The organism is Streptomyces sp. NPDC025651, assembly GCF_055558735.1.
This window is the reverse complement of record NZ_JBVHLZ010000003.1, coordinates 746,775-768,660: the sequence shown is the minus strand read 5'-3', so window position 1 is coordinate 768,660 and position 21,886 is coordinate 746,775. Positions and strand designations below refer to the sequence as shown.

Genomic DNA, 21,886 nt, shown 5'->3' with positions numbered 1-21,886 from the left:
GGTGAATCGGTCCGCAGGGACTGGCGTCCCGTGCGGTGCAGTCTGCACGCACGCGGCGTCGAGCACCAGTGCGCATGGCGACGTCACGCCAGGTCGTGAGGGCCGCCGCCGAGGCCGCCCCCGCCCCTTGCCCGACCGCTGCGCCAGCAGTGCCTTTGAGGTGCTCAAAGGTGTGTTTATGCAGGTGAGAAGCGTGCGGAGGGTGTTTAAGATCGAGGTGTACGGCCGCGTCGAATCGCGTCCGGCACGACGCGAAGGAGCCCCGCGGTGAGCACCCCACAGCAGGATCGAGTCGACCAGCCGATGCCCACACTCGACGTCGACCACAGCGACGCGGAGTACCGTGCCTGGCTGAAAGAAGCCGTCCGAAAGGTGCAGGCCGACGCCAACCGCTCGGCCGACACCCACCTCCTGCGCTTCCCCCTGCCCGAGCGGTGGGGCATCGACCTGTACCTCAAGGACGAGTCGACGCACCCGACCGGCAGTCTCAAGCACCGCCTCGCCCGCTCGCTCTTCCTCTACGGCCTGTGCAACGGCTGGATCAGGCCAGGCCGCCCGGTGATCGAGGCGTCCAGCGGCTCGACGGCCGTCTCCGAGGCGTACTTCGCGAAGCTGATCGGGGTGCCCTTCATCGCGGTGATGCCGCGCACGACCAGCGCCGAGAAGTGCCGACTGATCGAATTCCATGGCGGCCGGTGCCACTTCGTGGACGACTCGCGCACGATGTACGCCGAGTCGGCCGCCCTCGCCGTCGAGACCGGCGGTCACTACATGGACCAGTTCACCTACGCGGAACGGGCCACGGACTGGCGCGGCAACAACAACATCGCCGAATCGATGTTCCAGCAGCTGAGGTTGGAGCGCTACCCCGACCCGGCCTGGATCGTCGCCACGGCCGGCACCGGCGGCACGTCGGCGACCATCGCGCGCTACGTGCACTACAACCAGCACGACACCCGCATCTGTGTCGCCGACCCGGAGAACTCCTGTTTCTTCGACGGCTGGACGAAGAACGACCCGGACGCGACGAGTGACTGCGGCTCCCGCATCGAGGGGATCGGCAGGCCCCGCATGGAGCCGAGCTTCGTGCCCGGCGCGATCGACCGCATGATGAAGGTGCCGGACGCGGCCTCCGTCGCCGCGGTGCGCGCCCTGGAGCGGGCCATCGGCCGCAAGGCGGGCGGCTCGACGGGGACGGGCCTGTGGAGCGCCCTGAAGATCGTCGCCGAGATGGTGGCCGAGGGCCGCACCGGCAGCGTCGTCACCCTCATCTGCGACGGCGGCGACCGCTATCTGGACAAGTACTACTCGGACGCGTGGCTGGCCGAACAGGGCCTGGACATCGCGCCGTACGGGCAGGCGATCGACACGCTCCTGACGACCGGGGCCTGGCCCGAGTAGCGGCTCCCGGGCCCCGGCCTAGGCCCTGGCCTCGGCGAGCCTGCGGTCGAGGCCCGTGACGGCGTCGCGGAACGCCCGGTCGAGGCCCGCGCGGCCGAGCCGCAGCGTGGCGCGGAAGGGCGCGGGGCCGTCCGCCGCGAACGTCCACTGCACGCGGGTGCCGGTGCCGGCCGGGGCCAGCCGCCACTCCTCGACGAGAGCCCGCGGTCCGGGCGCGTTGGTCGCGTCGACGCGGTAGGCGTACCGCTCGGGTTCGTCGCACGCGAGGATCGACTCCTGGAAACGGGTGCCGCCCTTGAGGCGGACCTCGCGGCCCCTGCCGCCGTCCGTCGGCCTGCACAGGGTGACCGCGGTGAACCACTGGGGCCAGCCCGCCACGTCCTCGGCGAGCGCGCGGTACACGGCTTGTGGGGACGCGCTCACCTCGCGCGCGAAGACCAGGCGCAGCGGAGCGGAGTCCACGAAATCGAGCCCCACAGGGCTCAGTCGGCGTGCCATCGAGCTCTTCCCCCCAGCGAGACGGAACGGGACGGTCGCGGTCGACCGGGCGCCGTCACCATAGCTGGCGGAGCGTCAGATGTCTGTGCGGGCCTCGGGGTTCGCGGCTCCGCCGAGGGAGCCGTCGGCGTCCCGGGCGATGCTCTCGGCGTCCGTGGCGGTGCTCGCGGGCTCCTCGGCCGGCCCCCGCTCGCCCGTGACCACCAGCCGGTTCAGGTGCTCGGAGATCTCCGAACGCGCCTCCGGGGGCAGCCCCGCGTCCGTCACCAGCGTGTCGACCTGCGCGAGCGTGGCGAACGAACTCAGGCCCACCGTCCCCCACTTGGTGTGGTCCGCGACCACCACCACGCGCCGTGCGGACTGCACGAGGCGCCGGTTCGTCTCCGCCTCGGCGAGGTTCGGCGTCGACAGGCCGGCCTCCAGCGATATGCCGTGCACTCCCAGGAAGAGCACGTCGAAGTGGAGCGCCCCGATCGCCTGGTCCGCGACCGGACCGACCAGTGAGTCCGAGGGGGTGCGCACACCACCGGTCAGGACCACCGTCGCCGCGCCCTGGCGCTGCCCGGAGGTGCGCTGCGCGGAGTGGAAGACGTCCGCCACGCGCACGGAGTTGGTCACGACCGTCAGGTCCGGGACGTCCAGGAGGTGGTGCGCCAACGCGTACGTCGTCGTGCCCCCGGACAGGGCGATCGCCGTGCCGGGTGTCACCAGGGATGCCGCGGTCCGCGCGATGTCCTCCTTGGCGGTCAGCTCCAGGCCCGACTTGGCCTCGAACCCCGGCTCGTGCGTGCTCGCCTCGACCACCGGGACCGCGCCGCCGTGGACCTTCTCCAGGACGCCCTGGCGGGCCAGCGCGTCGAGGTCACGGCGGACCGTCATGTCGGACACGCCCAGTTTCCGGGTGAGTTCGTTGACGCGGACCCCGCCCCGGCGGCGCACCTCGTCGAGGATCAGGGCACGGCGCTGCTCGGCGAGGAGGTTCTGGTTGTCGCTCACGCCCGGTACGGCCCTTCTGCCTCGTCACGCCCCGTCGCGCCCGCCCGGCGCGCTGCCTCATCCTCGCATGTGCCGCCGACAGCCGTGCCACCGCCCGCGAGCCGCGCACGGCCCGGAACGGGGAGATTGCGTGACGACGGGTGCGCCGGAGGCCCGGACCCGAGATCCTTGTCCCCGTCACCACGCGCGTCGGGGGAAGCGGAACAAACGGGGGAAGCGGAACAGTGGAGCGTGCCACGCAGGACGAGACCGCCCTGGAACTCCTGGTCCACGGAGTAGGGGGGACCACACCGGAGGAGATGCTGGGCGACCCGCGCACCGTGCGGATCTCCGGCGACGACACCGCGGCCGTCTTCCGCCGCGCCGAGGACGCCGACGCCGAACGGCGTCCCGACGACTACCGCGGCAAACCGGTCCCCGAGGCGTACGTCTGGTGCAACCTGACCTCCGGCAACGGCTCCCGCGCCCTGTGGCTCCTGCTGCTGCCCTTCATGGTCGTCAACCTCGCCCACTGGATGCGTCCCACCTCGCGCCACCGCAGGCGCCTCGTGCGCACCTACGGCATCCTCGTGCGCCTGGTCGGCCTCACCCTCACCGTGCTGCTCGTCGCCGCCGCCTGCGAGGTCGCGCTCGACCTGACCGCCTGGCAGTGCGCGGGCACCCCCGAGTGCGCCGCCGACCGCGCCTGGCTCGGCTTCCTCGCCACCGACGCCTCCGGCCACGGCGGTTGGTGGTCCCAGCCCGGACGCCGCCTCGCCCTCGCCGCGGCCGTGCCCGCCGCGCTCACCGGCCTGCTCTGGTACCTCTCCCACCGCACCTGGAGTGCGTACGAGTCCCAGCAGCCGCTGCCCCACCAGCCCGACCCCGAGGAGGAGACAAGCCGCACCGCGCTCGGCAGGCCGGGGTTCTGGTACGGCCGCCGCCTGGTGGCGCGGCTGCGCGCCGCCCACACGGCCGCGGGCCTGCTCACCGTCGCCGCGGCGGTCGGCACATCGGCGGCGCGGCACGACCGGCGCGGCGGCGGCCCCGCCCTGCTCGACGTGCTCGGCTGGGCGCTCGACTCGACGCTCTTCCTCGGCGCGGGCGTTGTCGTCTGGGTGGTGCTCCGCAGGGGCCGCAGCGAGAACAGGCTCGACCGCGAGCTGGACAGGACCCTGGTGCGCTGGCTGCCGCTGAGCGCGCTCGTCCTGCTCGTCCTCACCCTGCTGTACGCCGGGTGGTCGCGCCCCGGCTGGCGCTCCGAGGGCAGGCTGCCGGGCGACGCCACGTTCGGCGGCATCGCCCTCGTCCAGGGGCTCCTGGTCATCGGCCTCGCGGTGGTCGCCCACCTCCTGTACCGCAGCTCGCCCGACTCCCGCACCGCCATCAGGGGATTCGGCGGACCGGCCACGGCGATGCTGTCCTGCGCGCTCGGCGGCGTGATGTCCGGCGGCGGCGCCCAGCGCGTCTCCGACTGGCTGGACGGCAGCCAGGGCTCCATCGAAGGACCGCCCGTCCTGCTCACCTGGCAGGCGTCCGTGATCCCGCCGCTCCTGGTGGTCGTCGCGGCGCTGTGCGGCTGGTTCGGCTTCCGCACGGTGCAGCGCAAGCGGCGCGAGATGGAGCGGATGCCGCTGGACTACCCCGACGAGCGCAAGGACTCCACCCGCACCCGCCGCATCGCGGGCACCCGCGCGCGTGCCGCCCTCACCGACCGCGCGCCCCTGCTCGTCGGCATCATCTCCGCCGTGACGCTGCTCCTTGGCGCCGGAGCCCTCACCTGCGCCTGGCTCACGGGGGAGACCCCCGGCCAGGCCGCCCAGGGCACCCCCGACATCCTGGAAGGCGCGGCCGAGACCGCGCAGGCCCTCGGCTCCTGGCTGATCGGCTTCGGCTTCATACTCTTCGTCACCTGGGGCCGCCGCGCCTACAAGGACCCCTCGGCCCGCCGCACCATCGGCATCCTCTGGGACGTCGGAACGTTCTGGCCGCGCGCCGCCCACCCCTTCGCCCCGCCCTGCTACGCCGAGCGCGCGGTGCCCGACCTGACCTGGCGCATGGCCACCTGGACGCGCGCCACGCAGGCCACCGGCGGCCGCCTCGTCCTCTCCGGCCACTCCCAGGGCAGCGTCCTCGCGGCGGCCGCCGCCTGGCAGCTGCGCCCCTCGGTCCGCAGGCGCGTCGCCCTGCTCACCTACGGCTCGCCCCTGGAGCGCCTCTACGGCCGCTGGTTCCCCGCCCACTTCGGCCCGGCGGCCCTGATGTCCCTGCACCGCGAGGTCGACTGCTGGCGCAACCTGCACCGCACCACCGACCCGATCGGCGGCCCCATCAACCTCCACGGCGACTGCGGCCCCCAGGTCGACCGCGCCGCCCTCAAGGACCCCCTCGCCTACGGCCGTACGGAGGCCCACCCGCTGCCCGCGCCGATCCTCGGGCACGGCGACTACCAGGCCGACCCGGCCTTCGCCGAGGAGCGCGCGCGGCTGCTCGCCCGCCTCAAGCCGGAGGTGCCGTCTCCGAGGCCCTCGGCGAAGGACACGGTCACACCAGGTCCGGCAGATCCTCCGGATACAGCAGGGTGAGGTCGTCGGTGCTCGGCTCGGCGAGCTGGGCGACCCGGCCCGCGTGCCGCTCCACCATCGCCTCGAAGGTCTGCCGCGCGGTGCGGCCGTTGCCGAACGCGGGCCCCTTGGGGAGCGCGGTGAAGTACTTCAGGAGCGCCTCGGGCGCGCCCGTGCCCAGGCGGTACTCGTGCTCCTCGGACTGCTGCTCCACGATCCGGAGCAGCTCCTCGGGGACGTAGTCGCTGAAGGTGATGGTCCGTGAGAACCGGGACGCCACACCGGGGTTGACGGAGAGGAAGCGCTCCATCTCCGCGGTGTAGCCCGCGACGATCACCACGACGGCCTCGCGGTGGTCCTCCATCAGCTTCACCAGCGTGTCGATGGCCTCACGGCCGAAGTCGCGCCCGGAGTCCTCGGGCGACAGGGCGTACGCCTCGTCGATGAACAGCACACCGCCGCGCGCCCGGTCGAACGCCTCCTGGGTGCGGATCGCCGTCGAGCCGATGTGCTCGCCGACCAGGTCCACGCGCGAGACCTCCACGAGGTGGCCGCGCTCCAGGACGCCGAGGGAGGCGAGGATCTCGCCGTAGAGGCGGGCGACGGTCGTCTTGCCCGTGCCGGGGGAGCCCGTGAAGACCAGATGGCGCCGCACGGACGCGGCCTTGAGCCCGGCCTGCTGCCTGCGGCGGCCCACCTCGATCATGTCGGTCAGGGCGCGCACCTCGCGCTTGACGCTGTCGAGGCCGACCAGGGCGTCGAGTTCGCCGAGAACTTCCTTGGAGTCGCGGGAGGCCTTCTCGGCCGAGGGCGGCGCCGGCTGCGGCGCCTGCTGGGCGGGCACCGAGCCGAGCAGGCCGACGGTCTGCGTGGCCGTCTGCACCGCGGGCGTCTCCTGCGCGGCCGGCGCGGGGGTGCGCAGGCCGCCGCTCTCGTCGCTGGCGCAGTCCTCGACGAGCGGCCCCTCCTCGGAGAACTCGAAGCCGCCGCGCGCGCACCGCTCGGTGCGGCACTTCTTCAGCGTCGTACGACAGCCGTCGATGACGTGGAAGCCGTAGCCGCCGCTGGCGCTGACCCGGCAGCCGTGGAAGCTGCCGCGGCCGCCCGCGGAGACGTAGAACCCGGCCTCGGCGGGCGAGGTGACCGTGCAGCGTTCGATGGTGGGGTCCGCGCCCTTGGTGACGATCACGCCCGTCTGCACGGTGTCGATCGTGCAGTTGGCGAGCGTGCCGCCGCTGCCGTGGTCGCGGAACCACGCGCCCGTGGCGACCTCACGGATGCGGCAGTCGTCGAGCTGGGCGGTCGCCCCGTCGCTCACCGACACCGCGGTGTTGCGCACCTGGGAGAGGTCGCTGTCGACGACGTCGGCGCGCGAGCCGCGGTCCAGGACGAACAGCGCGTCCGGCACGTCGCGCACCCGGCACGACTCCAGGACGGCGGTCGCGCCGTCACTGACCCAGACCGCCGGATAGTCGCCCGTACTGTCGTGGATCTCGCACTGGTTGGCGTCCACGCGCGTGCCCGGGTCCCACACCGACAGGCCGTTGCGCCCGAACCGGCGCACCGTGGAGCGGGTGAGCGTGAGCACGGAGCGCGAGCGCAGGTCGATCGCGTTCTCCGGGATGTCGTGGATCGTGCAGTCGGCGAGGGTGAGGACGGCGTCCGTGTCGAGCGTGACGCCGTCGGACGTGGTGCGGTGCACGGCGCAGTCCGTCAGGTGCGCCGCGGCCCGCGCGCTGATCTGCACCCCCGAGCCCTTGACCTCGTACACCTCACAGCCGATGGCCTCAAGGCCCGTGTGCTCGCCGGTCACCGCGAGCCCGGCGCCCGAGGCGTGGTGCACCCGGCAGCGCTCCAGGCGGGGGTGCGCGCCGCCGCGCACCGCGACGCCGGACTGGCCCGCCGCGACGATCTCGCACTCCTCGAAGACACCGCCGCCGCCGTCGAGCACCGCGATGCCGATGCCGCCGGGGTTGTCGACGGTGCAGCGGCGCACGGTGGGGCGCGCGCCGCCGCGCACCTCGATGCCGGCCGCGGAGCGGGTCACCACGCGGATGTCGGCGAGCTCGGGGGCGCCGTCCTCGACGAGCAGCGCGGGCGCGGAGGAGTCCTGGCCCTCGACGTGCAGGTCCTGGACGACCGCGGAGGCGCGGACGGTGAGCGGCACCCCGTCGGACGGCGCGATGCGCACGGAGCCCGGTGAGCCCTCGGGGCCGCGCAGCGTCACCGCGCGCTGGACGACGAGGTTCTCGCGGTAGGTGCCTGCGGCGACGGTCAACACGTCCCCGTCGCCCGCGGCCTCCAAGGCGGCGGCGAGCGATGCGTATTCGCCGGTGCGGCGCCGCCACCGCGACGTGCCGGTGTGCGTCACCTGGACCGTGCCCTGTGCCATGGAGTTGCTCTGCCCCCACCTCGTCGTACGCGGGATCCTGCGTCGATGTGCCGTGTCGATGCGCAAGGAGCCGAAGGGTTCGGCCGGACCACCGTAGCGCGCGCGAGGGCGGGGAGTTGACCCGATGGGCAGGCTCTCACCTGCGTGGCCGGGCCGTGGAGCACTCGTGAGCGGTCAGGAACCGGTGCCGGTCCTGCCCCAGTCGGGGCCCGCCTTGGCCCAGGCCTGGTCGAGCCGGGCGTAGCGTCCCCGCATGACGCGCCACAGGACGAACCTGCGGGCGCCCTCGACGAGGGCGACGCTCATCGTGGCCGCGCCGAATCCGGCGATGACCGCGTGTGTGGTCGCGGTCGCGCTGTCCAGCGGGCGGCCCACGACCCGGCCCTCCTCGTCGGTCCACAGCCTGAAGTGGTCGCCGGTGGTGGGGGACTTGAGGTCGGAGAGGACGACACCGGTGCGCACCGCGCCGTTGGGCGCCGTCCAGCGCGCGTGCACGCGGCTGTGCGCGTCGCGCGCCGACGAGGTCTCGGGGTCGGGGTCGAGCGGGGGAGATTCGGCCTTGCGCAGGACGGTGCCGGTGATCGCGTGGCGCTCCTCGCGCTGCTGGCGCACCGAGGCGAGAAGGGCTTCCCGCGACAGGCTCGTCGTGAGCGCGCCGACGACCGGGACGGCCACGACGATCGCCACCAGGGCGGCCAAGGCCAGCCAGGCCTCGACGAGGTCGGTCCTGCGGCGCAGCGGGTTGTGCCGCCACCGCCAGAGTCCGACGATTGCTCGCACTGCCCTGCACCCCCTTCCGCGTCCGTCTTCACCAGGAACGGCACGGCCCACGCGCGGGTGGCGAGAAGGGAGAGCGAAATCACCCTTCACGTCCACGAGGCTCAACGTCCGTGCCCCGCAGTCGAGTTCCCCCGCCGGGCGCCGATCAATCGAGGACCGTGAACGTGTCGCCGACGCGAATGACACCGGTCGATTCGGGCACCAGATTCTGCCCGAAGACGAGCCGGCCGCCGACGCGGCGGCGGCGGCGCGCGAGCGTGCGCGTCGGCTCCTTGCCGCGCCACGCGCCGCCAGCCGTCCTCGGCCCGGGGCGGTGTGGGTAGTTCAGCGCCTCACGCGAGAAGAGCGCGGTGAGCGGCAGCGGGAAGCCGTCCGCGAAGGCGACCGTCCCGCCCTTCTCGCCGTACGCGGGATCGGCCGGACGGCGGGTCGCGGGGGCGTCGGCGGGCGCGGACACGCGAAGGCCGCCGCCGGGCAACAGCTCGGCGGCGACCAAGGCCGTGCGCGGACGCGGCCGTCGGACACGGCCGTGGGACGAGGCCGTTGAGAGACGAAGTCCGTCGTCGGCCGGCATCCGTCGTCGGTCACCCGCGAGTCCGTCCCCATGGCTCCACGACGGCCTCACGCGGTGCGTGCCCCCTGGCCGCCTTGGGCGGGTGGACGTGGATGGACCGCAGCGCCGGCTGCGACATGCGGTCACCCTGCCGGCGCGCGCCGACAGGAAGCCCGCGGCCGGATCAGTACCCGCGGTACTGCTGGCGGTTGTACGGATCCTCGTACGGGGCCGGGGCGGGGCGCGGCGCCGCGGGGCGCATGGCCTCGTAACCGGTACCGGTGGCCGGCCGCTGCGGCTGGGCGCCCGGGTAGCCGCGCGGGCCCGCGGCCTGCTGCGGGATGTACGGCGCGGGGGCCTGCTGCAGCGGTGCGGGCTGCGGGGCCTGGGCGTAGCCGTACGCCGGGTTGGGGTGGGAGGGCGCGGCCGGGAGCGCGGGCAGCGCGGCCGGAAGCGCGGGCAGATGACTGCCTGTGTCGTACGCGGAGGGGACCCGAATCGGGGCGATCTGGGGCGTGCCCCGCTCGGCGACGAGCGAGTCGTAGATCGGAGTGTCCGGGAAGGACGGCGCGGAGTAGTAACCGCCGCCATAGGTGGAGCGGGGGGAGGTCATGCTCCATAAGTTAAGCCCTTGATGTGCTGGTTGGGGAGACCGATAAGAGGGTTGTTTTACGTGTCGGCAGGGACTGCGGATCCCCAATGCGAGCGAACGTGGGAAAATCGGTCGCCGGACGGTGTTGGGATCGTGTAAAGGCCGAGTTCCTGGAGGGTTACCGGGGGTTGACCGCGGGGGCCGCGGGACACGGCCATGGGCCCCTTCGCGGTCCGGGTAATAGGTTGGCCATGAACGGAAACGGCGGCCCTGCCGGACGCGGCGACTTGCGATGGGGGCGGACATGACAATGCCTAAAGGATCGAATGTTCCCGTACCGGCACCTGCGGTACGGGTCGAATTGGGATGGGGTTCCGGAGGCGGAGTACCGGACGCCGACGCGTCGGCGCTGTTGTTGGCCTCTTCCGGAAAGGTGCGTTCGGACGCGGACTTCGTCTTTTACAACCAGCCGGCGCACGCCTCCGGGGCGGTGCGGCACGAGGGCAAACAGCGCTCCGGCGCAGGTGTCACGGACGTGCTGACGGTCGACCTCGCGCGCGTGGAGCCCGAGATCGAGACCGTGGTGCTCGCCGCGTCGGCCGACGGCGGCACCTTCGGGCAGGTGCCCGGCCTCCACATCCGCGTGCTCGACGTGGCGAGCGGCGCCGAACTCGCGCGCTACGACAGCGCGGACGCGACCGTGGAGACCGCCTTCGTCCTCGGCGAGCTCTACCGCCGCCAGGGCGCGTGGAAGTTCCGCGCGGTCGGGCAGGGGTACGGCAGCGGGCTCGAAGGCCTCGCGACGGACTACGGCATCTCGGTGGACGAGCCACAGCAGGCGGCGCCCGCCCCCGCTGCCGCTCCGGCCCCTCCGCCACCGGCTCCCGCGACCCCGGCCGTCAACCCCGCTCCGGCCCCACCGCCGCCGCCCGCCCCGCCGGTTGCCGCCCCCGCCGAGCCCGTGCGCCTGACCAAAGTCACCCTGACGAAGGACGCCCCGTCCGTCTCGCTGACGAAGCAGGGCGGCACATCGGGCGGCATGCGCGTGAACCTCAACTGGGAGGTGCGCAAGCAGTTCAAGGGCTGGGGCGCGAAGCTCGGCAGGGCCGTCGCCATGCACGCCGACCTGGATCTCGACCTCTGCGCGCTCTACGAACTCTCCGACGGCCGCAAGGGAGTCGTCCAGGCGCTCGGCAACGCCTTCGGGGCGCTGCACCAGCCCCCGTACATCCTGCTCGACGGCGACGACCGCACCGGCGCCGTCGCCACCGGCGAGAACCTCACCATCAACCTCGACCACATCAAGGACTTCCGCCGCATCGTCATCTTCGTGACGATCTACGAAGGCGCCCGCAGCTTCGCCGACCTCAACGCGACGGTCACCCTCCAGCCCCAGCACGGCGCCCCGGTCGACTTCTCGCTGGACGAGTGCACGGTCCCCTCCACGGTGTGCGCCCTCGCCCTGCTCACCAACAACGGCGGCGACCTCGTCGTCCAGCGCGAGGCCCGCTACCTGGTCCCCGAGCGCGGGGTGAGCCCGCAGCGCACCATCGACTACGCCTACGGCTGGGGCATGAACTGGACGCCCGGCAGGAAGTGACCCCTCAGCGCTGCTCGGGCGCGGGCTCCGCGGCGGTGTCCGGTCGTGCGTACGTACGTCCTTTCCACGCCGCACCGCGCCCCCTGTAGTGCTGCACCGCCGAGTCCACCGTCATCAGCAGGTACAGGAACGCGGTGCCGGGCAGCAGCGGGGCGAGCCAGAAGGTCTGCCGGTAGTAGCGGAGCATCGGCAGATACGTCGCGGTCATCACCAGCCACGCGAGTCCACCGGCCGCCGCGGCCGCCGCGTCCCCCGTGGCCAGGCCCGCGGCCAGCGCCACCGGGGGAGCGAGGTAGACCACCGCGAGTCCGGCGACCGTGCCGACGAGGAGCAGCGGGTTGTGCCGCAGCTGCGCGTAGGCGCTGCGGGACACCATCCGCCACAGGTCTCCCAGGCGTGGATAGGGCCGCACGCTGTCGACGCGCTCGGCGAGACCGAGCCAGATGCGGCCGCCGGAGCGCTTCACCGCCCGGGCGAGCGCCACGTCGTCGATCACCGCGTGCCGGATGGCGTCGGGGATCCGCGCCCGCTCCGCCGCCTCCGCGCGCAGCAGCACGCAGCCGCCCGCCGCGGCGGCCGTCCGCCCGTTCGCGCGGGCGATCCGGCGGAAGGGATAGAGCTGCGCGAAGAAGTAGACGAAGGCGGGTACCACCAGGCGCTCCCACACGCAGGCCACCCGCAGCCGGGCCATCTGTGAGACGAGGTCGAAGCCGCCCGTGCCCGCCGCGGCCACCAACTGCCGCAGGCTGTCCGGCTCATGGGCGATGTCCGCGTCGGTCAGGAGCAGGTACTCGGGGTCACGCGCGCGTGCCAGGCCGATGCCGTGGCGCACCGCCCAGAGCTTGCCGGTCCACCCCGGGGGCGGCTCGCCGGGGGAGCCGACGGTCAGCGGCAGGCCGCCGTGCCGTTCGGCCAGCGCGCGGGCCAGCTCGCCCGTGCTGTCCGAACTGCCGTCGTCGACAAGGAAGATCTCGGCCCGCCCCGGGTACTCCTGCGCGAGCAGCGACGGCAGGCTGTCCGGCAGCACGGCCGCCTCGTCCCGCGCGGGCACGACGACACAGACGGACGGCCACCGCTCGGGATCCCGGCGCGGTGGCAGACGCACGTCCGTACGCCAGAAGAAGCCCTGCCCCAACAGCAGCCACAGCCACGCGGCAAGCGATCCGGTGGCGATCCACGCAACGGCGCTCATCCGCCGAAGTCTGCCCCACGGGACGGTGCCTGTGGGGCGCATCGACTATGGTGACCGGGTGAAGATCGCGCTCATGGACTCCGGCATCGGACTGCTCGCCGCGGCGGCCGCGGTACGTCGCCTGCGGCCCGACGCCGATCTCGTGCTCTCCTCGGACCCTGACGGCATGCCGTGGGGACCGCGCACCGCGCAGGACCTCACCGAGCGTGCCGTCGCCGTCGCCGAGGCCGCCGCGGCCCACCGCCCCGACGCGCTGATCGTGGCCTGCAACACCGCTTCCGTGCACGCCCTGCCCACGATCCGGGCCCGGCTCGAGCCCGGCATCCCGGTCATCGGGACCGTGCCCGCGATCAAGCCGGCCGCCGCGAGCGGTGGACCCGTGGCCATCTGGGCCACGCCCGCCACCACCGGCAGCCCCTACCAGCGCGGCCTCATCGAGGAGTTCGCGAGCGGCGTCGCGGTCACCGAGGTGCCCTGCCCGGGCCTCGCCGACGCCGTGCAGTACGCGGACGAGAAGGCCATCGACGAGACGATCGCCGCCGCTGCTGCCCTCACCCCGCCCGACGTAAGGGCCGTCGTCCTGGGCTGCACCCATTACGAGCTGGTCGCCGAGCGTATTCGCGCCGCCCTTCAGCAGCCGGGCCTGCCGCCCCTCGTCCTGCACGGCTCGGCCGGTGCGGTGGCGGCCCAGGCGCTGCGCAGGACCGGCGCCCGGCCCGTCGCGCAAGCCACGGCCGCGACGCCCGCTCTCACCGTGCTGCTCAGCGGGCGCGAGGAGGAGCTCCCGCGCGCGGCGCTCACGTACGCGGAGGGGCGCGCGCTCGCGGCGGTCAGCCCGGCGCTCTGAGCCGCGAGGTCCGGCGCTCTGAGCTGCGAAGCCCGGCGCGCGCCGTGACCGCGCCCCGGGATTCCGGGGCTGAGCTCTTGCGGGACGCCGTTACCCGGACAGGTGGTAACCCACCGCGACGCGGTGCCCTCACACCGATATCTGAGTAGTCTCGAAGGCATGAGGGACCAAGCCCCCGAAGAGCGGGCCGTGGCCGAGAGCCCGCCCGACGTCTGGACCGGCCGCGCGACCAACCGCGTGCAGTGGCTGCTGGCGTGCGCCGGTGCCGCCTGCATGGCGCTCGGCATCGAGCTCGCGGTGGACTCCATGTGGACCTCGGGCATCGCGCCTCTGGTCATGTCCGTCGTGGGGTGCATCGCCGCCGGGCTCCTGATGCTCTTCGGGACGCTCGCCTTCGTCCATGTGGCGGTGAAGGTCGACAAGGACTCCCTGGAGGTGCGCTGCGGCCATCTGGGCCTGCCGCGCCGGCACATCCCGCTCTCCCACGTCGTCGGCGCGGACTTCGCGCCCGCCGTCACGCCCCGGCAGTGGGGCGGCTGGGGCTACCGCTGGCGGCCCGAGAAGGGCACCGCCGTCGTGGTCCGGCGCGGTGAGGGCCTGGTGCTCAGTCTGGGCGACGGCCACAAGTTCACGGTGACGGTGGACGACGCCGAGGCGGCCGTCCGCGCCATCAGACACCGTCTCGCCCTCTCCGGCAACGCCGCCTGAACCTCCTGGTCACGCCTTCACGACGGCTCCTGGTCGCGCCTTCACGACCGGCTCCTGGCCACGCCCTCACGTCCAACGTGACGCCCCGCCGTCCGGTGGTGGCTCGTCGCCGAGCGGCCGCGCCGTCGCGATGCCCGCGAGCAGCCCCGCCGCCGTCGTCACCGTCGTCACGCTCAGCGCGTTGCCCACCGCCGCCACGGCCGTCAGCGCAGTCAGCGCCGCGCCCGCCGACAGCACCACCTGCGTCGAGCGGGGCGAGCGCCACAGTGCGTACAGGAGCCAGCAGAAGACCGCCGCCAGCAGTGCCATCCCCACGAGGCCCTGCTCCGAGGCCTGCTGCAGCGGCGCCGAGTGCGGCTTCCCGTCCGCCAGGAGATCGTCGGTGACGACCGGGCTGACCTCGCTGAACCGGCCGGGCCCCACCCCCATGGCGGGCTCGCGCTCCGCGAGCCCCGCCGCGTCCCGCCACAGCAGGACGCGCTGGCGGCCCAGCTGACCCTCCAAGGGGGCCGTCAGACCGTCCGGCAGCGTGTCCTCGGCCACGGCCAAGGACACCCCGGTGACCAGCACCGCCGCTGCCGCGAGCCCGGCGATGCCCAGCGCCCTGGCGCGCACCCGTGCCGCGGCGAGCGAGCAGAGCAGTACCACGACGCATCCGGCGAAGCCCGCCGGTGAGCCGAGCGCCGCCGCGGCACCGGAGATGCCCGCGGCCAGCAGCCGCAGGGTGAGGCGGGCACCCGCGGTCCTCGCCGCCCACGCGGCACAGCAGGCCGCGCCCGCCGCCAGGATCAGCAGCGCCGCCGTGGCACCGGTGTGCCCGAGGGGAGAGGCGGGGCCGAGCGTCAGGCGGGGTGCCGCCACGGCGAGGCCGAGCCCCGCGAGCGCGCCCACGCACGGGGCGGCGACCGGCAGCAGTGCCCCACAGATCCGTCCGCCCGCGTAGCCCGCGGCGACGGCGAGGATCGCGAGGAGCATCCCCTCGGGATGTCCGCCGTGCACTCCCGCGGTGATCAGCGACCAGGCGGCGCACACGCCGAGGAGCGCCCCGCCCGCGGCGTCGGACGCACCGCGCCGCTCGCGCGCCCCCGCCGGACCGGCCGTCGCGGCCGTACCCGTTGACCTCACCCCGTCGCCCCCCGGTCCATGACGGGCCCCGAACGGCGCGATCCGGTTCTCCGTGGCGCGAACCGGTCGTACGTCAGGGACTCGGGCACACGCTAACCGCTGGTGCCGCGCTGGGGGACCAGTTGTGCAGGAACGATACGGCGGACGTGCTTCCCGGGGTCCCCGCAGCCCCGGGCCACCACGCTGTCCGGCCCCAGGTGACGCGCCGTACACTCCCCGAGTGACCGCCACCACCACTCCCGTAGACGAGCCGGCCCAGCTCGATCCGCAGCCCGCGCAGGCCTCCCGTGCCCTGCGGATCCTGCGACGGCTCGTGCCCGCCGCCGCGGCGGCCCTCTCCGGAGTGCTGCTCTACGTCAGTTTTCCGCCACGCACCCTCTGGTGGCTGGCGCTCCCGGCCTTCGCGGTCCTCGCCTGGTGTCTGCACGGCCGCACCTGGAAGGCGGGCCTCGGCCTCGGCTACCTCTTCGGCCTCGGCTTCCTGCTGCCGCTTCTCGTGTGGACCGGCGTCGAGGTCGGCCCCGGCCCGTGGCTGGCGCTCGCCGCCGTCGAGGCGGTCTTCGTCGCCCTGGTGGGCGCGGGCATCGCGGCCGTCTCACGCCTGCCCGGGTATCCGCTCTGGGCGGCGGCCCTGTGGATCGCGGGAGAGGCGGCACGCGCGCGTGTGCCCTTCAACGGCTTCCCCTGGGGGAAGCTCGCCTTCGGTCAGGCCGACGGCGTCTTCCTGCCGCTCGCCGCGCTCGGCGGCACGCCCGTGCTCGGGTTCGCGGTCGTCCTGTGCGGCTTCGGGGTCCACGAGCTCGTACGGCAGGTCCGCGACGTACGCGAGGGCCGGGTCGTGCGCCGCGGGGCCGCGGCCGTCGCGCTGCTGTCGGTGGCCGTCCCCCTCGTCGGCGCCTTCGCCGCGCGTCCGCTCGTCAGCGACACGGCGGAGGACGGCACCGTGACCGTCGCCGCGATCCAGGGCAACGTCCCGCGCGCGGGGCTCGGCTTCAACGCACAGCGCCGCGCCGTCCTCGACCACCACGTGCGCGAGACCAAGCGCCTGGCCGCGCGGGTGAAGGCGGGCGAGGTCGCACGGCCCGACCTGGTCCTGTGGCCGGAGAACTCCTCCGACATCGACCCGTTCACCAACCCCGACGCACGCCAGGAGATCGAGGACGCGGTCAAGGCCATCGGCGTACCCGTCTCGGTCGGCGGCGTCGTCGAGACCAAGGACAGCAAGCTCTACAACGAGCAGATCCTGTGGGACCCGAAGAAGGGCCCCACGGACACCTACGACAAGCGGCAGATCCAGCCCTTCGGCGAGTACATCCCGCTGCGCTCCCTCATCAGCGTCTTCAGCAGCGACGTCGGCATGGTGCGCCAGGACTTCAGCCGCGGCGGCGAGCCGGGCGTCTTCACCATGGCGGGCACCAGGGTGGGCATCGCGACCTGCTACGAGGCCGCGTTCGACTGGGCGGTGCGCGACACCGTCACCAACGGTGCGCAGATCCTCTCGGTGCCCAGCAACAACGCCACCTTCGACCGCAGCGAGATGACCTACCAGCAGCTCGCGATGTCCCGGATCCGCGCGGTCGAGCACAGCCGCGCCGTCGCCGTCCCGGTCACCAGCGGCGTCAGCGCCGTGATCATGCCGGACGGCGAGGTCGTCGCGAAGACCAAGTGGTTCACCGCCGACTCGCTCGTCGAAGAGGTGCCGCTGCGCTCCTCGCAGACGCCCGCGACCCGCCTCGGCGTGCTGCCCGAAGGGATCCTGGTGCTGATCGCCGCGGGCGGACTCGGCTGGGCCGCCACGCGGGCGGTGCGGGCGAAGCGGACGGCGGGGGAGTAGACGGGGAGTAGCGCGAGTCGGGAGGAGCGGGAGTCGGGGGCGGCGGGAGTAACGGGAGTAACAACCCACCCCGGCAAGGACGGTGGCCATGCACCGTTAGGGTCGGGCCATGGCAACTCCTGACTTCATCCGCACGATCAGGGCCGACGCCGGCCAGCAACTGCTCTGGCTCCCCGGAGTCACCGCCGTCGTCTTCGACGACGAGGGAAGAGTGCTGCTCGGGCGGCGCTCCGACAACGGCAGGTGGTCGGTGATCGGCGGAATCCCGGACCCGGGCGAGCAGCCCGCGGAGTGCGCGGTGCGCGAGGTGTACGAGGAGACGGCGGTGCGCTGCGTGGCCGAGCGCGTGGTCCTGGTGCAGGCGCTCGAACCGGTCACGTACCCCAACGGCGACACGTGCCAGTACATGGACGTCACCCTGCGCTGCCGCGCCGTCGGAGGCGAGGCGCGCGTCAACGACGACGAGTCGCTCGACGTGGCCTGGTTCGCGGTCGACGCACTGCCCGACCTGCACGAGTTCTCGATGTCCCGGATCAAGCAGGCGCTGGCGGACGGGCCCACGTGGTTCGAACCGGCCGCAGCCACGCAGTAAGCCACAGACCCCACGTCGGTGCGGTGGCGCTGCGACAGCGAGGGCTGCGCCACCGCTCGGGTTCCTGTCCGCGCGCTTCCCGCAGCGCGCGACGGCGGGGGCGGTGGCCGCGCTCAGCGCGCTCGACGCCGCGGTGGTCGTGACCGCGCTCGCGCGGCTCGTGGGCTGAACCCTGTGGCTGCCCGGCTCTCCGTTAGCCTGAGGGCACGATGAACCGTTTGAGCACGTCATGGGGTGCGTACGACCTCACCCGCTTCCCGGAGGACCCCCGCGACCAGCTGCGCGCCTGGTCGGCGGCCGACGCCTATCTGCTGCGGCACCTCGCGGGCGAGGAGGGGACCGACGCCGTCGACCTCTCCGGCACCGTCGCCGTCGTCGGCGACCGCTGGGGCGCCCTGACCACCGCGCTCGCCGGGCACGCGCGCGTGCCGGTGCAGATCACCGACTCCTACCTCGCCCAGGAGGCGACCCGGGCCAATCTGGCGCGGGCCGGCCACGCGCCGGACGCGGCGCGGCTCCTGACGACCAGGGACACTCCGCCCGCGCGCGTCGACGTGCTCCTCGTGCGCGTACCCAAGAGCCTCGCGCTCCTGGAGGACCAGCTGCACCGGATCGCGCCCGCCGTGCACGAGGGCACCGTCGTCGTCGGCACCGGCATGGTCACCGAGATCCACACGTCGACGCTGGAGCTCTTCGAGCGGATCATCGGGCCGACCAGGACCTCGCTGGCCCGGCAGAAGGCGCGGCTCGTCTTCTGCGCCCCGGACCCGGCGCGCGCCCCCGGAGCCAGCCCCTGGCCCGGCCGTTACGTCCTGCCCGCCGACTCCGGGGCCGGCGCGGGCCTGACCGTCGTCAACCACGCGGGGATCTTCTGCGCCGACCGGCTCGACATCGGCACCCGCTTCTTCCTCAAGCACCTGCCGCGCGCCCGCGGCGGCGCTCACGTCGTCGACCTCGGCTGCGGCAACGGCGTGCTCGGCACCGCCGTGTCCGTCGCCGCCCCCGACGCCACGGTCACCTTCATCGACGAGTCGTTCCAGGCCGTCGCCTCCGCCGAGGCCACCTTCCGTGCCAACGCCGCCGAGGGGGCCAAGGCGCACTTCACGGCCGGCGACGCCCTCGCCGCCGTGCCACCGGGGACGGTGGACCTCGTCCTGAACAACCCGCCCTTCCACAGCCACCAGGCCACCACCGGCGCGACCGCGCGGCGGATGTTCTCCGGCGCCCGCGCCGCCCTGCGCCCCGGCGGCGAGCTGTGGGTCATCGGCAACCGCCACCTCGGCTACCACGTCAAGCTCCGCAAGCTCTTCGGCAACGCCCAAGTCGTGGCGAGCGACCCGAAGTTCGTGGTGCTGCGGGCGGTGAAGGGCGGCAGCTGACACTGTCCGCGGCAAGGCCGGTCCGACTCCCGTGCTCCGCGGGTACCGTGGAGCGCATGGGGACGCCGCGGTCGGCTCACCGGGCGGAGGGTCTGCATGGGTGGGGACGGCACCGGGGGCGCGGGGCAGTTGCCCAAGCTGCGCCTCGACGAACTGCTCGACGAGTTGCAGGTGAGGATCAGCGCGGTCCGCGGCACCAGGGACCGGTTGCACGGCCTGCTCGAAGCCGTGCTGTCCGTGGGCAGGGAGCTCGATCTCCCGCAGGTCCTGCGGCGCATCGCCGAGGCCGCGGTCGTCCTGGTCGACGCCGAGTACGGCGCGCTCGGGGTGATCGGGCAGGGCCAGCGGCTCGACGAGTTCCTGCCGGTCGGGATGAGCGCCGAACTCCGGGCGCAGATCGGTGACCTGCCGTCCGGGCACGGCCTGTTGGGCGAGTTGATCCGGCATCCGGAACCGCTGATCCTCGCCGACCTCGCCACCCATCCGGCGTCGTCGGGGTTCCCGGCCCACCACCCGCCGATGCACTCCTTCCTCGGGGTGCCGATCAGGGTCCGCGACGAGGTCTTCGGGAACCTGTACATGACGGAGAAGCGGGGCGGGGGCCAGTTCGACGCCGAGGACGAGGCGGTCCTCTCGACGCTCGCCGTCGCCGCCGGGGTCGCGATCGAGAACGCCCGGCTCTACGAGGAGGTCCGGCTGCGCGAACGCTGGCTGGAGGCGGGCGCCGAGGTCACCAGCGGTCTGCTGTCCGGGGTGCCCGAGTCGCAGGTGCTCGACGTGATGGTGGCGCGGGCCCGCGAGATCACCTCCGCCGACCTCGGCGTCGTCAACCTCCTCGTCGAGGGCGGCAAGGAGCTCCGCGGAGCGCTGGCGCAGGGGTTCCACGCCGAGAGCCACCGGGGGATCGTGCTCCCCAGGGAGGGCACGCTGGTGGGGGCGGCGCTGCGCGCGGGCCGGCTCGTGTCCACCCCGGACGTGCGCAAGGACCCGCGGGTGACGTACGTGCCTGAGCGGTGGGACGGTCTCGGGCCCGCGGTGGCCGTGCCCATGGGGACCAGGGGAGGGCTGCGCGGCGTCCTGCTGCTGGCCCGCACGGAGGGCCGGGTGCCGTTCAGCGTGGCGGAGACGGCGCCGCTGCCCGGCTTCGCGGCGCAGGCCGCCGTCGCGCTCGAACTCGCCGACCGGCGGCGGGACGCCGAGCAGATGACCGTGCTGGAGGACCGCGACCGCATCGCCCGTGACCTGCACGACCTGGCGATCCAGCGGCTCTTCGCGACGGGCATGACGCTGCAGAGCGCCCAGAGGTTCGTGACGCATCCGCAGGCGGCCGAGCGCCTGGGCAGGGCCGTCGACGACCTCGACAGCACCATCAAGATCATTCGGTCGACCATCTTCGGCCTGCGCGCCCACGAGGCGACGCCCGCGGGGCCCGGGCTGCGGGTCCGGGCGGTGCGGGCCGTGGAGGACGCGGTGCCGGTGCTCGGTTTCACGCCCGCCCTGCGCATGGAGGGGCTGCTCGACGTCGACGTGCCGGCCGCCGTCGCCGACGACGTGGTGGCCGTCCTCGTCGAGGCGCTGGCCAATGTCGGGCGGCACGCGCGGGCCTCGTCCGCGGAGGCGGCCCTCGTGGTGCGCAAGGGCCGGCTGACGGTCAGCGTGGTGGACGACGGGGTCGGCATCGGCGAGGGGCGGCGCAGCGGGCTGCGCAATCTGGCCGACAGGGCCGAGCGCCTCGGCGGCGAACTGACCGTACGGACACGGGAGGTGGGCGGCACGTGCCTCGAGTGGCAGGTCCCGCTGTCGTGACGCGCGCGGTCCCAGGACGTTTCCGAAGGTCTCGGACAGGGGGAGGGCGATGGACAGGGTGGGGGCTGAGGCCTCGGACAGGGTGAGGGCTGAGGCCTCGGACAGGGTGAGGGCGTCCGTTTTTCCTCACCCTGTCCCTCAGTGGTGCTCGTTGCCCGGCAGCGGGAACTGGGCGGCGAGCACCGCGGCCTGGATCCGGCGCTCCACGCCGAGCTTGGCGAGGAGCCGGGAGATGTTGTTCTTGACCGTCTTCTCGGAGAGGTAGAGGCGCCGGCCGATCTGGCGGTTGGTGAAGCCCTCGCCGATGAGGGCGAGGATCTCGCGCTCGCGCGCGGACAGCGCGGCCAGACGCCGGTCCTCGGCCGGTTCGCCGTCGTCCTCCGGCCCGCGCAAGGTGGCCATCAGCCGGGCCGTCGTCGCCGGATCGAGCATCGAGCGGCCCGCGGCGACCGTGCGGACGGCCGAGACGAGGTCGGAGCCCCTGATCTGCTTCAGCACATAGCCCGCCGCGCCCGCCATGATCGCGTCGAGCAGGGCGTCGTCGTCATCGAAGGAGGTCAGCATGAGGCAGGCCACCTCCGGGAGGCGCGAGCGCAGTTCGCGGCAGACGGTGATGCCGTCGCCGTCCGGGAGGCGTACGTCGAGCACGGCGACGTCGGGGCGCAGCGCGGGCCCGCGGATCAGTGCCTCCTCGCCGGTCGCGGCCTCCCCGGCCACCTCGATGTCGGGTTCGGCGTCCAGCAGGTCGCGCAGACCCCGGCGTACGACCTCGTGGTCGTCCAGGAGAAAGACCCGGATCGGGCCACCGGCCGACGGTTCGCGCTGGTCCTCCTGCATGGCGGCTCCCTGGGGCTGGTCGCTCACGGACGTGCGGTCGTACGGCGCCGGGACGTGGACCCGGAATGGGCGGTGGTCGACAGGAAGACTCCCCTCCGGTGCTCCTGGCGGCCCCCGCCCGACGACGGGCCTCCTCCGGTCGGTCGCGTGGTCCGGTGCCGTGGTCCACGTACAGCATCAGGCCACGGGTGGCCCGTTGGGCAGGGGCCAA

At 73.6% G+C, this 21,886-nt stretch carries 17 protein-coding genes and 1 pseudogene; 9 read left to right on the top strand and 9 right to left on the bottom strand.

What is annotated here, in order from left to right; translation table 11 throughout:
* Nucleotides 1–303 precede the first annotated feature (303 nt).
* Nucleotides 304–1,401, top strand: coding sequence for an L-cysteine desulfhydrase Cds1 (gene cds1 / locus ACZ4D5_RS15660; protein ID WP_467773035.1), 1,098 nt, complete (start codon nt 304–306; stop codon nt 1,399–1,401).
* 18 nt (nt 1,402–1,419) lie between these two features.
* On the opposite strand, the gene ACZ4D5_RS15655 is transcribed toward cds1, so the two are convergent.
* A complete protein-coding gene (locus tag ACZ4D5_RS15655; protein WP_467772900.1) occupies nt 1,420–1,899 on the bottom strand; it encodes an SRPBCC family protein in 480 nt (159 codons plus the stop codon).
* Between the two features lie 75 nt (nt 1,900–1,974).
* Nucleotides 1,975–2,895, bottom strand: a complete 921-nt coding sequence (locus ACZ4D5_RS15650; RefSeq protein ID WP_467772899.1) for a DeoR/GlpR family DNA-binding transcription regulator — start codon at nt 2,893–2,895, stop codon at nt 1,975–1,977.
* Between the two features lie 299 nt (nt 2,896–3,194).
* On the opposite strand from ACZ4D5_RS15650, the gene ACZ4D5_RS15645 reads away from it, so the two are divergent.
* Nucleotides 3,195–5,459, top strand: a complete 2,265-nt coding sequence (locus tag ACZ4D5_RS15645; protein ID WP_467773034.1) for a hypothetical protein — start codon at nt 3,195–3,197, stop codon at nt 5,457–5,459.
* Here ACZ4D5_RS15645 and ACZ4D5_RS15640 read toward each other — a convergent pair.
* The 4 genes and pseudogenes from ACZ4D5_RS15640 to ACZ4D5_RS15625 all read right to left on the bottom strand — a co-directional run bounded on the left by ACZ4D5_RS15640 (nt 5,419) and on the right by ACZ4D5_RS15625 (nt 9,776).
* On the bottom strand, nt 5,419–7,830 hold the full coding sequence (locus tag ACZ4D5_RS15640; RefSeq protein ID WP_467772898.1) for a right-handed parallel beta-helix repeat-containing protein: 2,412 nt from the start codon (nt 7,828–7,830) through the stop codon (nt 5,419–5,421). The genes ACZ4D5_RS15645 and ACZ4D5_RS15640 overlap by 41 nt on opposite strands.
* Before the next feature lie 174 nt (nt 7,831–8,004).
* Nucleotides 8,005–8,610: an Rv1733c family protein gene (locus ACZ4D5_RS15635; protein ID WP_467772897.1), complete on the bottom strand. Its 606-nt coding sequence runs from the start codon at nt 8,608–8,610 to the stop codon at nt 8,005–8,007.
* A gap of 145 nt (nt 8,611–8,755) precedes the next feature.
* A pseudogene (locus ACZ4D5_RS15630) lies at nt 8,756–9,302 on the bottom strand (MOSC N-terminal beta barrel domain-containing protein).
* Between the two features lie 45 nt (nt 9,303–9,347).
* Nucleotides 9,348–9,776 carry a DUF6643 family protein gene (locus ACZ4D5_RS15625; protein ID WP_467772896.1) on the bottom strand — a complete coding sequence of 143 codons (429 nt, stop codon included), beginning with the start codon at nt 9,774–9,776 and terminating at the stop codon, nt 9,348–9,350.
* Nucleotides 9,777–10,047: 271 nt separating this feature from the next.
* Here ACZ4D5_RS15625 and ACZ4D5_RS15620 point away from each other — a divergent pair, with 271 nt between their 5' ends.
* On the top strand, nt 10,048–11,355 hold the full coding sequence (locus ACZ4D5_RS15620; RefSeq protein WP_467772895.1) for a TerD family protein: 1,308 nt from the start codon (nt 10,048–10,050) through the stop codon (nt 11,353–11,355).
* Between the two features lie 4 nt (nt 11,356–11,359).
* Here ACZ4D5_RS15620 and ACZ4D5_RS15615 read toward each other — a convergent pair whose 3' ends face one another.
* On the bottom strand, nt 11,360–12,547 hold the full coding sequence (locus tag ACZ4D5_RS15615; RefSeq protein WP_467772894.1) for a glycosyltransferase: 1,188 nt from the start codon (nt 12,545–12,547) through the stop codon (nt 11,360–11,362).
* Nucleotides 12,548–12,605: 58 nt separating this feature from the next.
* Here ACZ4D5_RS15615 and ACZ4D5_RS15610 point away from each other — a divergent pair, with 58 nt between their 5' ends.
* Together ACZ4D5_RS15610 and ACZ4D5_RS15605 are read left to right on the top strand one after the other, a co-directional pair.
* Nucleotides 12,606–13,394 carry a glutamate racemase gene (locus tag ACZ4D5_RS15610; RefSeq protein WP_467772893.1) on the top strand — a complete coding sequence of 263 codons (789 nt, stop codon included), beginning with the start codon at nt 12,606–12,608 and terminating at the stop codon, nt 13,392–13,394.
* Between the two features lie 159 nt (nt 13,395–13,553).
* Nucleotides 13,554–14,102, top strand: a complete 549-nt coding sequence (locus ACZ4D5_RS15605) for a hypothetical protein (RefSeq protein WP_467772892.1) — start codon at nt 13,554–13,556, stop codon at nt 14,100–14,102.
* A 66-nt stretch (nt 14,103–14,168) separates the two neighbouring features.
* On the opposite strand, the gene ACZ4D5_RS15600 is transcribed toward ACZ4D5_RS15605, so the two are convergent.
* On the bottom strand, nt 14,169–15,227 hold the full coding sequence (locus ACZ4D5_RS15600; protein ID WP_467772891.1) for an O-antigen ligase family protein: 1,059 nt from the start codon (nt 15,225–15,227) through the stop codon (nt 14,169–14,171).
* 220 nt (nt 15,228–15,447) lie between these two features.
* On the opposite strand from ACZ4D5_RS15600, the gene lnt reads away from it, so the two are divergent.
* The 4 genes from lnt to ACZ4D5_RS15580 all read left to right on the top strand — a co-directional run bounded on the left by lnt (nt 15,448) and on the right by ACZ4D5_RS15580 (nt 20,838).
* Nucleotides 15,448–17,061 carry an apolipoprotein N-acyltransferase gene (gene lnt / locus ACZ4D5_RS15595; protein ID WP_467772890.1) on the top strand — a complete coding sequence of 538 codons (1,614 nt, stop codon included), beginning with the start codon at nt 15,448–15,450 and terminating at the stop codon, nt 17,059–17,061.
* A 109-nt stretch (nt 17,062–17,170) separates the two neighbouring features.
* A complete protein-coding gene (locus ACZ4D5_RS15590) occupies nt 17,171–17,653 on the top strand; it encodes an NUDIX hydrolase (protein WP_467772889.1) in 483 nt (160 codons plus the stop codon).
* Between the two features lie 209 nt (nt 17,654–17,862).
* On the top strand, nt 17,863–19,032 hold the full coding sequence (locus ACZ4D5_RS15585; RefSeq protein WP_467772888.1) for a methyltransferase: 1,170 nt from the start codon (nt 17,863–17,865) through the stop codon (nt 19,030–19,032).
* 96 nt (nt 19,033–19,128) lie between these two features.
* Nucleotides 19,129–20,838, top strand: coding sequence for a sensor histidine kinase (locus ACZ4D5_RS15580; protein ID WP_467772887.1), 1,710 nt, complete (start codon nt 19,129–19,131; stop codon nt 20,836–20,838).
* 138 nt (nt 20,839–20,976) lie between these two features.
* On the opposite strand, the gene ACZ4D5_RS15575 is transcribed toward ACZ4D5_RS15580, so the two are convergent.
* Nucleotides 20,977–21,675, bottom strand: a complete 699-nt coding sequence (locus ACZ4D5_RS15575) for a response regulator (RefSeq protein WP_467772886.1) — start codon at nt 21,673–21,675, stop codon at nt 20,977–20,979.
* Nucleotides 21,676–21,886 lie beyond the last annotated feature (211 nt).